We start from the raw sequence: 12,935 nt of genomic DNA, 5'->3' as shown, positions 1-12,935 counted from the left end.
GCCAGCTCCCACAGTTTGTTTCGGGCCAGTTATGCCTGTGAGGTCTCCACTGTCCGCCTTGTTGGCATGACGCGAAATCGCGTTGGCGCAGTAAGGCTGGGAGCAGGCCCGAGGGCGTAAGACATTTCCGAATCTGAAACCAAATACTTCAATCGGCCAGTGCTTGGGACCTATCCTACGCGCCTGTCGGAAGGCTCTGCATTGGCTGGGAAATACCTCGGGGGTAACGTCGCTGGGTCGTCACGAATGGCGACCGGGTGTGAGAAGCCCGCCGTGTTTTCAGTAGCAGGCCGCCTGTCATGGCAGCCGTGCGCGTGCAGACTACGGTCTGGCCGTGGTGCTCTGAACACGGTCTTCTCACCTCGCGTACGGCTGCCACCCTTGTCTGTGAGAAGGATGTCGGTGGTCGCTCATGAAAACTACTTTCAGAGAGTGACAACTATGAAAAAGATCGTCCCAGATCCTCCGTATCCGATTCCTTTCATCACCATCATCCACGACCTCACCGCCGACCAGGCCATGGCCCATGTCGCCACGCTGATGGACACCCTCGTCGATACCGTCCACGCCTACGCCGATTGCCCACCCGACCTACGCTCGGACATCCTGCTGGACAACGCCTCGGTTCTATCGCAACTGGTGATCGCCCTGATCAACCATGCCAAGTCCAAGAGGGCCACGTCATGACCGAAGCCGAACTGGGTACGACCAAAGGCAAAACCACCTGCCTCGAAATCTTCCGCATCCAGCCGGGCATCCCGTTTGAGCACGCTTTCAGTGAGCTGTCGGTGCTGCTGGGCTGTGTACGGCACCTGACTACTGAAGCCGTGATGGAGGGTGACCTGCTGGCCGGCAGCGCCGCGCGGATTCTGAGCGGGCTGGCCAAGGGGTTGATTGACGATATGGAACTGGGGATGAGCCAAGGCTGATGAGGTACGCGCTATTGGGGCTGAAAATCAGCACCGATAGCGCCGTTTGGCTACAAGGCAATCCCAACATGTGGTGCTGCCCGGGTTCGCATCTGAGTTACTGAAAGCGACGATGAAGGTCCGGGAATATGTCCTGTGCGAACCAGGCTGGAAGCCCCGGCTCCACGATTCGAGATTTGGGGGTTGGGCTTACCACTACGCCCGTTTTGATGAGCCGGGAAAGCTCGTCTGTGGCAAGGCGTGATGACAGCCCTGTGAACGTTTTGAATTCCGCACGTGGAATCGCACCTTGCATGATCAGGGCAAGCACCGCAGGTGCGGACTCCGGGCGGATACCGGCTTCCAACAGACGTTCATTGGTTTTGAATGCCCTGATCACGCGTTCACGCAGCTTGTCACGGTCCAATGCCTGAATCATGTAATCCACCTGGTCGTGGCAAACATCCAACATGAATTCGATAAAGGCAAAATAGTGCTTCTGTGACATCTGCCCCCGTCCATCCAAATCCCCCTCTCTAGGCCGATCGGCCATGGCCAGGACTCTGTAGTAGTCCACATGCTTGCGGGCCAATCCGCGAGAGAGTGACCAAAGCGAAGGTTGTAGCCCAAGCTGTACCAATTGCAGGTGGGTAACCATACGGGCGACGCGGCCATTGCCATCTAGAAACGGGTGTACCCACGCCAGACGGTGATGGTAGGCCAAGGTAGAAATGAGTCGTCTGCGGGGGTCGTTGTTGACACCGAAACCCGTCTGGAGGTGTTCAAGCATGGGCACAACAGCCATAGCCGCTGGCGCTGCGTGGTTGCCGACCATGACTTCTTCATCAGGAGCTATCCGCAGTGCGCCAGGCACCAGCAGCCGCCCATCCGAAAGTCGTCGGCTATTTTCATCCGCGCCTTCAAAAAGGCGCTCGTGCACGGCGCTGATGAATCGAGGCGAAAACATGTCGCGAAAATCTATGGGATATCGGCTAAGTACGCGCTCGAACAGACGCTGGACTTCCATATGCTTGAAAGCCAAGTCGCGCAGTAGCTCGCGCTCCTTCTTCGGCGCATTTTGAGCCCGCTGCATGGCTGCAGGCTCGGTGTACTGGCCTTCGATCAGGTTCGAGTAGTACGTATTGGTGATCCGCAGCAATTTACCCAAGCGTGCTGCGGTTTCAGGCGCAAGACGTCCAGCGAGAAAAGCCGCCTTTGCGGGGAGAGTGTCAGCCTTCTGCAGCATTGAGTGCGGCAATGCCTCAGTCAGAATCGGGTTGAGCCAGTTTCTATCGGTGATCAATGGCATAGGAATGAGTACGTCGTTGAGTCATGGCTGCAGCGTAGAACATTCACCGCAAAGAAGTTGCGTATTTTTTTTCACATTTTATTGCTCTGTAGCCTGCATGAATTCTGGGTTTTATGATTTGTAAGATACTTTTTTTGCGCATTTTATTTCTTGTTTTTTTGCGTGTTTCTGGCCTTTTTGTACATGGCCGTCGTCGAAGGATGGGATGGCCTCTGTAGCCTTAGTCTCAAATGTCAGTTAGGCAATTCAGTGTTCAACGCGTTCTTCTGCTTTTGGCTGACGTGCGTTGCAGCACTCACTGTCGCTAGACTGTCACTTCCCCACCACCGGACAGGAGTCCCGGCGTGCCCGACCCCCGCAGTTTCCCCAGCGACCTGAGCCTGCAAAGCCCACGCCTGCAGCTGCGCCCCATGCGCCATGGCGATGCGCAGCAGTGGCTGACCATCATGGCCGACCCCGAAGTGATGCGTTACTGGTACCACGCCCCCTGGCAAACCCTGGCCGAGGCCGAGAGCGCCCTGGCCGCCGACCGTGAAGCCTATGCCGCCGGCCAGTTGCTCAAGTTGGGCATGTACCGTCGCGACAACGGCGAGCTGATCGGCATGGTCCAGCTGTTCAACCTTGAAGAGGGCTCGCGCCGCGGCGAGATCGGCTACTGCCTGGCCAAGTCGGTGCAGGGCCGCGGTTACATGGACGAAGCGCTGACCTGCTTCATCGACTACCTGGCCCACACCCTGCACCTGCGCCGCCTGGAGGCGGAAATCGACCCTCGCAACCACGGTTCGGCACGCACCCTGGAGCGCCAGGGCTTCGTGCTGGAAGGCACGCTGCGCGCGCGCTGGTGCGTGGCCGGCGAGTTGTCCGATTCGGGGCTTTACGGGTTGCTGCTCGAGCCGCCTGTCGCCTGATATTCGTTAGCGCCTTCGGATGGAGCCTGCGGTTGCCTGCTTTCTATGTGAGTTTCACCCTGCTGTTGTTCTTGCTGAGCTTGTGTTTCGACGGCCTGTCGATGGGTGTCGACGGGCATATGCCGGCGCTGCAGATCCTGATCATGGGCCCGTGGGGCATTGCCTTCGGGCTCTACCAGTGGTTTGCCAACCCGCTGCTGGGCCTGGCGATACTCGCCCGCCGACGCTTTCCCCGGGTGGCGCTTGGCGCAGGGCTGATCGCCCTGGGCCTGGCGCTCAGTTGCCTGGGCATCGAGCGGCTGCCGGACAACCGCAGCTATGACTTCCTGCCACTGACCGGCTTTGGTGCCGGTTATTACCTGTGGGCGCTGGCGGTTCTGCTGTTCTGCCTGGGGCAGGGCTGGTGGTGCCGCAAGGCGCGTTCGGCGCAAGGCATGCCGGCTTGGCGCTGGTTCGATGGGCTGCTGATTGCGGTGCTGGTGGCTTTGATCATTGTTGCGACCCAGATGCCGAGCCTGGGCGTACAGATCAGCCCATCGGCCGAGGTTGTCGAACCTGCATCCGGTTTGGAATGACGCCGAGGGCTGGGTTAAGGTCGCACTTCGTCCCGCTGCCACCAGGTGCCTTACTTGCCCGCTTTTTACCTGACCACAAGCCTGGCCCTGTACCTGCTGAGCCTGGCGTTCGACGGTGCCTTGACCGGTGCCGGGCGGCATTTGCCGGCGTTGCAGATGCTGCTGTACGGGCCGTGGGGGATCCCCTTCGGGTTGTACCAGTGGTTTGCCAACCCCTTGCTGGCCTTGGCGGTCCTTGCCCATCGCCGGTTCCGCAGGCTGGCGCTGGCGTGCGGCCTGCTGGCGCTGTACCTGGCGGCCAGCAGTTTCGCGGTCGAACGGCTGCCGGATAACCAAAGCTATGCCTTCCACGACCTCAGCGGGTTTGGTGCCGGGTTTTACTTGTGGCTGCTGGCCATCCTGGTCTTTACCCTAGGGCAGGCATGGTGGTGCTGGAAGGCGAAGTCCGCAGCGGACGTGCCGGGCTGGCGCTGGCTGGATGTGGCGTTGATGGCGGCGCTTGGGGCAACGTTCTGTTACGCCACGCAGATGCCCGAGCTGCAGTTCGAAGCGCACAAGGTGCTCATGCCGCCCGAGCTACCGCAGGCCTTTTGAACCTATGAAAGGGAATGTGCGATCCCTGTAGGAGCGGCCTTGTGCCGCGAAAGGGCTGCATAGCAGCCCCGGCAATCTTGTGGTGTGGCTCAGATCCTGGGGCCGCTTCGCAGCCCTTTCGCGGCGCAAGGCCGCTCCTACAACGCCTGTGCAAGCCCCGCGATTCAACGCACCGTCCCCCACTGCACCACCAGCATCCCCGCCACGATCATCCCCACCCCCGCCAGGCGCAACAGGTTGACCGGCCGTTCCGGCAACCCCATCAGCCCGAACTGGTCGATCAACAGCGACGACAGCACTTGCCCGGCCACCACGCAGACGATGAACCCGGCAGCGCCAAGGCGTGGCGTGAGTACCAGCGCGGCGGTGATGTAGAGCACCCCGGCAACCCCACCGAACCATGCCCACCACGGGGCCTGGGCGAGGTTCTGCAACTGCGGCAGCGGCGCCCGCATCAGCAGCAGGGCGGGTACCAGCATCAGCAGGCTGACCAGCAACGACACCCCAGCGGCCCACAAAGGGTGCCCCAGCAAGCGCCCGAGGGCTGCATTGCTGCCGGCCTGAAACGGCACGGCGGCCCCCGCGAGCAGGGCGATCAGCAAGGGCAGGGCGGCAAAAAGACTGTTGGGCATGGTGTCTACTCCTTTACGAAAACCTGGCCCCAGTCTCGAATATGCATTTGAATGATGGAAATTCGAATTTCGAACAGGCTGTATTCGCACCATGGATGATTTGCGCCGCATCGACCTCAACCTGCTGCTCACCCTGCACGCCCTGCTCAGCGAACAGCACGTTTCGCGTGCTGCCCTGCGCCTGCACCGCAGCCAACCGGCGGTCAGCCACGCGCTGGCCCAGCTACGCGAGATTTTCGCCGACCCGTTGCTGGTCCGTCGGGGCGGCGGGTTACAACTGAGTGCCCGTGCCGAAGCCCTGCGCGAGCCTTTGCAGCAGGCGCTGCAACAGCTCGATGGCCTGCTCGGCAGCCCTGGCTTTGAGCCGGGCCGTGCGCGCCGCACCTTCCGCCTGGCGATGTCGGACTACGGCGCGCGGGTGGTGCTGCCGGCGTTGATGCGGCTGTTGCGCGAGCAGGCGCCGGGCATCGACCTGGTGGTGTCCCAGGGCAGCCGCGAGGCGATGCTCGGGCAACTGATCGATGGTGAGACCGACCTGGCGCTGGGCGTATTTCCCGAGTTGCCAGCCGAGGTCTGCGAGCAGGTGCTGTTCGAGGAGTCGTTCGTCTGCCTGGCCGACCGTGGCACGTTGCCGCCGCGCGGCGGGCTGGACTTTGCCCAGTGGCTGGCCCGGCCCCATGTGCTGGTGGCGGTGCGCCCGGGGATCGACAACGAAATCGACCTGGCCCTTGGCGCACTCGGTGCGCGTCGTCGCATCGCCCTTACCCTGCCTCATTGGGGGGCTGCCCAAGGGGTGCTCGCCGGTACCGATCTGGTGCTGACGGTGGCCCGCCGCAGCCTGGTGGGCGCCCGCCTGGACCCTGCCTTGCGCCAGTTCCCGCCACCGCTGGCGATTGCGCCATTCACCTTCTGCCAGGCCTGGCATTCGCGCCGCGAGGGGGATGCCGGGCACCGTTGGCTGCGCAGGCAACTTCAGACTTTGTGTACGGCCACAGCGTTGGCCGAGTGCTAGGCTGTGCGCCGATTACCCGTGAAAGGATTACCCATGCTCAAGCGTTATCTGCTCGCCGGCAGCACCCTGCTGGCCATCACTGCGGCCCAGGCCGAAGACTACTCGTCCAGCTACACCCAGTGCATGGACAAGGCTTCCAGTACCGTGGCCATGAGCGCCTGCATCCAGGCCGAGACCAAACTGCAGGATGAGCGCCTGAACCGGGTCTACAAGCAACTGATGGCCAAGCTCGAGGGCCAGCAGCAGAAAGACCTGCGCGAGGTGCAGCGCAGCTGGATCAAGTACCGCGACGGCAACTGCGCGTTCCACGGCACCTTGAGCAGCGGCAGCCTGTACCGCATCGAAGGGGCGATGTGCTTGATGGACATGAGCAAGGACCGCGCGGCGGAGCTGGAACGGGTGCTCAGCCCGGGGCAGTGATGCAGCATCAGCTTACAGATTGGGCCCCTTGTGCGGGTTTCCTCTGCGCCCTGTGAGCTGTATTTTTGTACAGCCTCGGCAGGGCAAGGATTGCCCTGTCGAAATTGCTCATCAGCCCACGGGAGGGCACCATGCCTGTCAGCATCGATGTCGCCAACCACTTCCTCACGCTGGAAGGTGAGGCCGGCGAAATCTCCAATCTCAAGCTACAGAAGCTGGTCTATTACGCCCAGGGTTTCAGCCTGGCGCTGCTGGGCAAGCCGTTGTTCGAGGACCGTATCGAAGCCTGGATGCATGGCCCGGTAGTGCCTGAACTGTATCGCTGTTTCAGCCAGCATGGTTCCAACCCCATCCCCGCTCCGGCTCTGTTCGAACCCACGATGTTCTCCCGTGAGCAGTCGCGGCTGATCGCAGAGGTGTTCGAAGTGTATGGCCAGTATTCCGCCTGGAAGCTTCGCCAGTTGACCCACGAGGAAGACCCTTGGCGGGACAACTATCAGGAGGGCGCGTTCAGCCGGGAAATACCTCGGCACGAGATGGAGCGTTATTTCAGGAGCCACCTGGTGAACTGAACCATGGCACGCAAGCGGATCAAGGACCGAGACGCACACAGCGCCCAGATCAAAGCGCGGCAGGTCGCTGCCGACGCCGATGATTCCGAATTGAAGCCCCCGGTATTCTCGTTGGAATACCTGCAACCGGGTTGGTGCATCGAGGATTGCCAGCAACTGGAGCGCGCCAAGATGCTGCAGAGGCTGCGCCAGATCAGCCAGCGCACCTGGCGGGACATTCGGCAGTTGCACCGGCACGGCTACGGAACCGAGACCATCGCCCATGGCAGCATCAAGGCTACGCTGCCGTCATTCCTCACCGAGGATGTTCGACTGCTGGCGTTCAGGGCTCATGACCTGGTGGCGATGGTCGGCTATCGCAGTGGCCGGGTGTTCCATGAGATCTGGATTGATCGTCAATTCAAACTCTACAACCACTGATGCCCCGTGCTTCAGGCGATACGTGCTGTGCGCCGGGCCCGGGCCTTGAGGTACTCGCGCACCTCCCGCGCATCCCCGGCAAATTCGATGCGCCCGGCCTTGGCGTCGCGCTGGTAGGCGTACATCGGGTCGTAGTATTCCTTGAGCAACCCTTCGATCCAGCCTCGGTGCAGGCTCACATCCCCGCTGCGCAACTGCTCGTCGAGGGCCTGGCCGAGCAGTTCGGACAACCGCTGGAACCGCTCGCCGCCCAAGCGTTTGTGGATATTGGCCATGCTCTGGCGCAAGCGCTCGGCGTACAGCCTGCGGCCATCTTCTTCACCATGCACGGCTACGAATTCGGCACACAGGTTGGTCACGTAATCACGCAGGATGCGTTCCACGCGGCTGTCGAAACTGTCCTCCAGCCACACCAGCGGGTACTGCTGCATGCCTTGGTAGAGCTCCAGTGGCACCGTGCAGCTGCCCACGATCCGGCCCTCGTCTTCCAGTACGAACTGCTCGATGCCCCGGTCGCGCTTTTTCAACACATCGATGCCCAGTGCGTTCTCGAAGTCGATCTGCGCCGGTTGCGCGGTGGCGCGCTTGCCAAAGCTGGAGCCGCGGTGGTTGGCATGGCCTTCCAGGTCCAGCACGTTGTCCAGCTGGTGCAGCACGTCGGTCTTGCCGGTGCCGGTGAGGCCGCCCAGCAGCACGAAGTCGCACTGCGCGACTGCCTGCTGGGTGGTTTCCAGCAGCAGGGTGCGCATGGCCTTGTAGCCACCGACCACTTTGGGGTACTGGATGCCGGCTTCCTTGAGCCAGCCCTGGACGATCTGCGAGCGCAGGCCGCCACGGAAGCAATACAGGTAGCCGTCGGGGTGGGCCTGGGCGAACGCCGCCCAGGCTTCCAGGCGTTGCGCTTTCACCGCGCCGTTGACCAACTGGTGGCCAAGGGCGATGGCGGCGGCCTGGCCCTGCTGCTTGTAGCAGGTGCCGACCTTCTGCCGCTCCTGGTCGGTCATCAGCGGCAGGTTGACCACGCCGGGGAAGGCGCCTTTGTTGAATTCGACGGGGGCGCGCATGTCCATCATCGGCACGTTGTCGAGGAACAGCTGTTTCAGGTGGGTGCAGTCGGGGCGCATCAGATCACCTCGACTGCGTGGCTCTGTCGCTCCACCAGTTCACCGATGGGTGCCAGTGCGAGGTTCAGTTCGCCAGCCACGGCCAGGAACTCGGCTTCGCCTTCAGGGCTGACCGCCACCAGCAGGCCTCCACTGGTCTGCGGGTCGCACAGCAGGTGTTTCTGGTCGTCGGTCAGGGCGCCGATCTTGTGCCCGTAGCTTTCGTAGTTACGCAGCGTGCCGCCGGGGATGCAGCCTTCGGCCAGGTAGTGGTCGACGCTGGGCAGGCGTGGCACGGCGGCGAACTGCAGGCGTGCGGTGAGCTTACTGCCTTCGGCGACTTCGACCAGGTGGCCGAGCAGGCCGAAGCCGGTGACGTCGGTCATGGCCTTGACGCCGTCGAGCTTGCCGAAGCGGCTGCCCGGGGTGTTGAGGGTGCACATCCAGTCGCGGGCCAGGCCACGGTCTTCGTCGCGCAGCTTGGCTTTTTTCTCGGCCGTGGTGAGGATGCCGATGCCCAGCGGCTTGGTCAGGTACAGGCGGCAGCCCACGCTGGCGGTGTCGTTGCGCTTTAGGTGGCGCTTGCTCACCACACCGGTGACGGCCAGGCCGAAGATCGGCTCGGGGGCGTCGATGGAGTGGCCGCCGGCCAGCGGGATGCCGGCTTCGGCGCATACGGCGCGGCCACCACGGATGACTTCGCGGGCCACTTCCGGCGGCAGCACATTGACCGGCCAGCCGAGGATGGCGATGGCCATCAGCGGGTCGCCGCCCATGGCGTAGATGTCGCTGATGGCGTTGGTGGCGGCGATGCGCCCGAAGTCGTAGGGGTCGTCGACGATGGGCATGAAGAAGTCGGTGGTCGAGACCACGCCGCGTTCTTCATCCAGGGCGTACACGGCGGCGTCGTCGCGCGAGGCGTTGCCGACCCACAGTTTCGGGTCCAGGGCCTGGGTGCCGCTCTCGGCGAGGATCACATCCAGCACCTTGGGGGAGATCTTGCAGCCACAACCGGCGCCGTGGCTGTACTGGGTCAGACGAATCGGCTCGCTCATACGCACCTCTGCACAAATAGTGGCGCGATTGTAGCAAAGCTGGCCTTTGCGCCAGCGGCTCTTATAATTCCTCGACACAGCTGCAACTTTGTAGCCTCAAGCTGCAAGTCGAAGCTGTCGGCACGCTGCCTTGCTTTCATCTTGCCGCTTGGCGCTCGCAGCTTGAAGCTGCTTTCAAATTCGGAGAACCCCCATGCTCAAACGCCCTCTGGCACTCGCTGCCGGCCTCGTGCTGTCCTGCTGCGCCATCGTTGCCCAGGCTGCCGATGTACTGCGGGTCAGCGCCATCCCCGATGAAGCGCCGACCGAACTGCTGCGCAAGTTCAAGCCACTGGGCGAGTACCTGGAGAAGCAGCTGGGGATGAAGGTGCAGTTCGTCCCGGTCGCCGACTACCCGGCGGTGGTCGAGTCGCTGGCCAGCAACCGCCTGGACCTGGCCTGGCTGGGCGGCTTCACCTTCGTTCAGGTGCACCTGAAGGACCCGGCCGCCACCCCGCTGGTGCAGCGTGAACAGGACGCCCAGTTCACCAGCAAGTTCATCACCGCCAACCCCGACGTGAAGAGCCTGAAGGACCTCAAGGGCAAGACCTTCGCCTTCGGCTCCATCTCGTCCACCTCCGGCAGCCTGATGCCGCGCTACTTCATGTTGAAAGAAGACAACATCAAGCCGGAGGACTACTTCAGCCGCGTCGCCTACTCCGGTGCCCACGACGCCACCGTGGCCTGGGTAGCGGCCGGCAAGGTCGACGGCGGCGTGCTCAACGCCAGCGTGTGGCAGAAGCTGGTGGATGCCGGCAAGGTCGATACCAGCAAGGTGAAAGTGTTCGCCACTACCCCGACCTACTACGACTACAACTGGACCGTGCGCGGCAACATGGACCCGGCGCTCAAGGAAAAGATCAAGCAGGCCTTTCTCGCCCTCGACCCGGCCAAGCCGGAGCAGAAGGCGATCCTCGACCTGCAGGCCGCCAGCCGCTTCATCGAGACCAAGCCCGAGAACTACCAGGGCACCGAGCAAGCCGCCCGTGAGGCCGGCCTGCTCAAGTGAGTATCCGTCTGCAAGGGGCCGGCCTGCGCCATGGCCAGGTCCAGGCCCTGAACGCGGTCGACCTGCGTATCGAAACGGGCGAACGGGTGGCGATCATCGGCCCGTCCGGGGCGGGCAAGTCCAGCCTGCTGCATTTGATGGCCACGGCCGTGCAACCCAGCGCCGGGCACCTGGAACTGCTGGCAACGCAACCCTGGGCGCTGTCGGCAGGCGCCCGCCAGCGCCTGCGCGCACGGGTGGCGCTGGTGCACCAGGCGCCACCGCTGCCCCCCCGCCAGCGGGTGGTGACGGCCGTGCAAGCCGGGCGCCTGGGGCAATGGAGCACCTTGCGTGGCCTGCTCAACCTGTTGCACCCGAGCGATGTGCCTGGCGTGCGCCAGGTGCTGGCCGAGCTGGGCCTGGCGGACAAGCTGTTCGTGCAGTGCGGGCAGTTGTCCGGTGGCCAGTTGCAGCGGGTCGGCATTGCCCGTGCCTTGTACCAGCAACCGGAGGTGTTGCTGACCGACGAGCCGGTGTCGGCGATGGACCCGGTATTGGCCGACCACAGCCTGGCACTGCTCAACCGCTACGCCGTGGCGAAGGGCGTGACGCTGGTGGCCAGCCTGCACGCCGTGGAGCTGGCGCTGGCGCACTTCCCGCGAGTGGTGGGCATCCGTGAGGGCCAGGTGGCCTTCGATTGCCCAGCCACGGCGGTGACTCAGGGCCTGCTCGATGCGCTCTATGCCAACGAACAGCTGGCCTCGCCAGTGACGCCAGGCCCGACCCTGACCGTGCAGATCCCGCGATGCTGAACACTGACGCCCGCGATCCGGCGGCGCTGCCGCGCCTGCTGGTGACGCTGCTGTGCCTGGCTTTGCTGTGGCCAGGGCTGCAACTGAGTGAACTGAACCCCGGCGTGTTGCTGCAGGCAGAAAACCGTCAGCAGATGGCAAGCTTCGTCGCGGGCTTCTGGCCGCCGGCCCATGACCGCGACTTCCTCGGCCTGCTGTGGCAGGCCACGTTGCAGACCTTGGCCGTGGCTACCGCCGGCATGACCCTGGCGCTGCTGCTGGCGATGCCGGCCAGCTTGCTGGCGAGTCGCGCGCTGTCGCTGCGCGCGGCGTCCCGGGGAGGCAGGGCGGGCGGCTGGTCGCGCACCCTGCGCCTGCCGGTGCGGGGGCTGCTGGTGTTCCTGCGCAGCGTGCCGGAGATCGTCTGGGCGCTGTTGTTCGTGCGCGCCGTGGGCCTGGGGCCGACCGCCGGGGTGCTGGCCATCGCCATCACCTACAGCGGCATGCTCGGCAAGGTCTATGCGGAAATCTTCGAGTCGGTCGACCAGCGCCCGGCCCACGCCTTGCTGCAGGCCGGCAGCGGGCGGCTGGCGGCCTTCTGCTACGGCATCCTGCCCAACGCGGCGGCCGAGGTGGTGTCGTACACCGTGTACCGCTGGGAGTGCGCGGTGCGCGCCTCGGTGGTGATGGGCTTCGTCGGCGCCGGCGGCCTGGGGCAGCAGATCGACCTGTCGATGCGCATGTTCGCCGGCGCCGAGGTGGCCAGCATGCTGCTGGCGTTCCTGGCGCTGGTGACGCTCGCCGATATCCTCAGCCGCCTGCTGCGCGGGAGGTTGGCATGAACCGGGCGATCAACCTGCTGGTGCTGCTGGCGATCGTTGCCGCGGTGCTGGCCTCGTTCACCTACCTTGAGCTGGACATGCAGGCCGTGGTCGGCAATGGCGGGCTGGCGCAGATGGGCGAGTACGCCGGGCGCTTCCTGCACCCGGACCTGACTGCCGGGCATCTGCGTGCGGTGGGTTGGGGCGCTTTGGAAACCCTGGCCATGCCCGGGTTGGGCACTCTGCTGGCGATGGCCCTCGGCATGCTGCTGGCGCTGCCCGCCGCTGGCCGCTTCGGCTGGCCGTTGCAGGGCGCGACGCGGTTGCTGCTCAATGCGCTGCGGGCAATCCCTGAACTGGTGTGGGCGGCGCTGACGGTGTTGGCCGCAGGGCTGGGGCCCAATGCCGGCACCCTGGCCTTGGCGCTGCACACCGCCGGTGTGCTCGGGCGCCTGTTCGCCGAAGCGCTGGAGAATGCGCCGCCTGAACCGGCGGCGGCGATCCGCCTGCAGGGCGGCAGCCAGGTTGCGGCGTTCTGCTTCGGTACCTTGCCCAACCTGTGGCCGCAGTTGCTGGCGTACAGCCTGTACCGCTGGGAGAACAACATCCGCATGGCCAGCGTGCTGGGCTTCGTCGGCGCAGGCGGCCTGGGGCAGATGCTCTACACCACCCTGAGCCTGTTCCAGGAGGCCCAGGCCAGCACGGTGATCATCGCCATGCTGGTGCTGGTGCTGCTGGTGGACGCCTTCAGCGACCTGCTGCGCCAACGCTACGTGCGTGCCTGAGCC

At 64.0% G+C, this 12,935-nt stretch carries 17 protein-coding genes; 13 read left to right on the top strand and 4 right to left on the bottom strand.

Annotated features, from left to right (window positions below):
• Positions 1–441 precede the first annotated feature (441 nt).
• Positions 442–687: a hypothetical protein gene (locus L6D77_RS01850; protein WP_232882083.1), complete on the top strand. Its 246-nt coding sequence runs from the start codon at positions 442–444 to the stop codon at positions 685–687.
• On the top strand, positions 684–929 hold the full coding sequence (locus tag L6D77_RS01845) for a DUF3077 domain-containing protein (RefSeq protein WP_232882084.1): 246 nt from the start codon (positions 684–686) through the stop codon (positions 927–929). Before L6D77_RS01850 ends, L6D77_RS01845 begins: the two co-directional genes overlap by 4 nt.
• A gap of 97 nt (positions 930–1,026) precedes the next feature.
• On the opposite strand, the gene L6D77_RS01840 is transcribed toward L6D77_RS01845, so the two are convergent.
• Positions 1,027–2,217 (bottom strand): Fic family protein, encoded by a 1,191-nt coding sequence (locus L6D77_RS01840; protein ID WP_232882085.1) that lies wholly within the window; start codon positions 2,215–2,217, stop codon positions 1,027–1,029.
• A 344-nt stretch (positions 2,218–2,561) separates the two neighbouring features.
• Between L6D77_RS01840 and L6D77_RS01835 the strand changes: the two genes are divergently transcribed.
• The 3 genes from L6D77_RS01835 to L6D77_RS01825 are packed head-to-tail and all read left to right on the top strand — an operon-like array spanning position 2,562 to position 4,294.
• Positions 2,562–3,125, top strand: coding sequence for a GNAT family N-acetyltransferase (locus tag L6D77_RS01835; protein ID WP_232882086.1), 564 nt, complete (start codon positions 2,562–2,564; stop codon positions 3,123–3,125).
• 32 nt (positions 3,126–3,157) lie between these two features.
• Positions 3,158–3,700, top strand: a complete 543-nt coding sequence (locus tag L6D77_RS01830; protein WP_232882087.1) for a hypothetical protein — start codon at positions 3,158–3,160, stop codon at positions 3,698–3,700.
• A gap of 54 nt (positions 3,701–3,754) precedes the next feature.
• Positions 3,755–4,294, top strand: coding sequence for a hypothetical protein (locus L6D77_RS01825; protein ID WP_232882088.1), 540 nt, complete (start codon positions 3,755–3,757; stop codon positions 4,292–4,294).
• Positions 4,295–4,458: 164 nt separating this feature from the next.
• Here L6D77_RS01825 and L6D77_RS01820 read toward each other — a convergent pair whose 3' ends face one another.
• A complete protein-coding gene (locus L6D77_RS01820; RefSeq protein WP_232882089.1) occupies positions 4,459–4,926 on the bottom strand; it encodes a DMT family transporter in 468 nt (155 codons plus the stop codon).
• 91 nt (positions 4,927–5,017) lie between these two features.
• Between L6D77_RS01820 and L6D77_RS01815 the strand changes: the two genes are divergently transcribed.
• From L6D77_RS01815 to L6D77_RS01800, 4 genes are all read left to right on the top strand, one after another.
• Positions 5,018–5,938, top strand: coding sequence for a LysR family transcriptional regulator (locus L6D77_RS01815; RefSeq protein WP_232882090.1), 921 nt, complete (start codon positions 5,018–5,020; stop codon positions 5,936–5,938).
• A 33-nt stretch (positions 5,939–5,971) separates the two neighbouring features.
• Positions 5,972–6,358, top strand: coding sequence for a lysozyme inhibitor LprI family protein (locus tag L6D77_RS01810; RefSeq protein WP_232882091.1), 387 nt, complete (start codon positions 5,972–5,974; stop codon positions 6,356–6,358).
• A gap of 131 nt (positions 6,359–6,489) precedes the next feature.
• Positions 6,490–6,930: a Panacea domain-containing protein gene (locus L6D77_RS01805; protein WP_232882092.1), complete on the top strand. Its 441-nt coding sequence runs from the start codon at positions 6,490–6,492 to the stop codon at positions 6,928–6,930.
• Positions 6,931–6,933: 3 nt separating this feature from the next.
• Positions 6,934–7,350 (top strand): hypothetical protein, encoded by a 417-nt coding sequence (locus L6D77_RS01800; protein ID WP_232882093.1) that lies wholly within the window; start codon positions 6,934–6,936, stop codon positions 7,348–7,350.
• A gap of 11 nt (positions 7,351–7,361) precedes the next feature.
• Here the strand turns inward: L6D77_RS01800 and mnmH are convergent, their stop codons facing one another.
• Complete coding sequence (gene mnmH / locus L6D77_RS01795; RefSeq protein WP_232882094.1) at positions 7,362–8,474, bottom strand: tRNA 2-selenouridine(34) synthase MnmH; 1,113 nt, start codon at positions 8,472–8,474, stop codon at positions 7,362–7,364.
• Positions 8,474–9,508, bottom strand: coding sequence for a selenide, water dikinase SelD (selD, locus tag L6D77_RS01790; protein ID WP_232882095.1), 1,035 nt, complete (start codon positions 9,506–9,508; stop codon positions 8,474–8,476). Before selD ends, mnmH begins: the two co-directional genes overlap by 1 nt.
• A gap of 193 nt (positions 9,509–9,701) precedes the next feature.
• Here selD and L6D77_RS01785 point away from each other — a divergent pair, with 193 nt between their 5' ends.
• The 4 genes from L6D77_RS01785 to phnE are packed head-to-tail and all read left to right on the top strand — an operon-like array spanning position 9,702 to position 12,932.
• Complete coding sequence (locus L6D77_RS01785) at positions 9,702–10,556, top strand: putative selenate ABC transporter substrate-binding protein (RefSeq protein WP_232882096.1); 855 nt, start codon at positions 9,702–9,704, stop codon at positions 10,554–10,556.
• Entirely contained in the window at positions 10,553–11,347 is a 795-nt protein-coding gene (locus L6D77_RS01780) for a phosphonate ABC transporter ATP-binding protein (protein ID WP_232882097.1), read from the top strand. Before L6D77_RS01785 ends, L6D77_RS01780 begins: the two co-directional genes overlap by 4 nt.
• Complete coding sequence (locus tag L6D77_RS01775) at positions 11,341–12,168, top strand: PhnE/PtxC family ABC transporter permease (protein WP_232882098.1); 828 nt, start codon at positions 11,341–11,343, stop codon at positions 12,166–12,168. The genes L6D77_RS01780 and L6D77_RS01775 overlap by 7 nt, the downstream gene beginning before the upstream one ends.
• Entirely contained in the window at positions 12,165–12,932 is a 768-nt protein-coding gene (gene phnE, locus L6D77_RS01770) for a phosphonate ABC transporter, permease protein PhnE (protein WP_232882099.1), read from the top strand. Before L6D77_RS01775 ends, phnE begins: the two co-directional genes overlap by 4 nt.
• Positions 12,933–12,935 lie beyond the last annotated feature (3 nt).

Source organism: Pseudomonas parasichuanensis (assembly GCF_021601385.1).
Lineage (GTDB): Bacteria > Pseudomonadota > Gammaproteobacteria > Pseudomonadales > Pseudomonadaceae > Aquipseudomonas > Aquipseudomonas parasichuanensis.
This window is presented reverse-complemented; position numbering and strand designations above follow the sequence as displayed.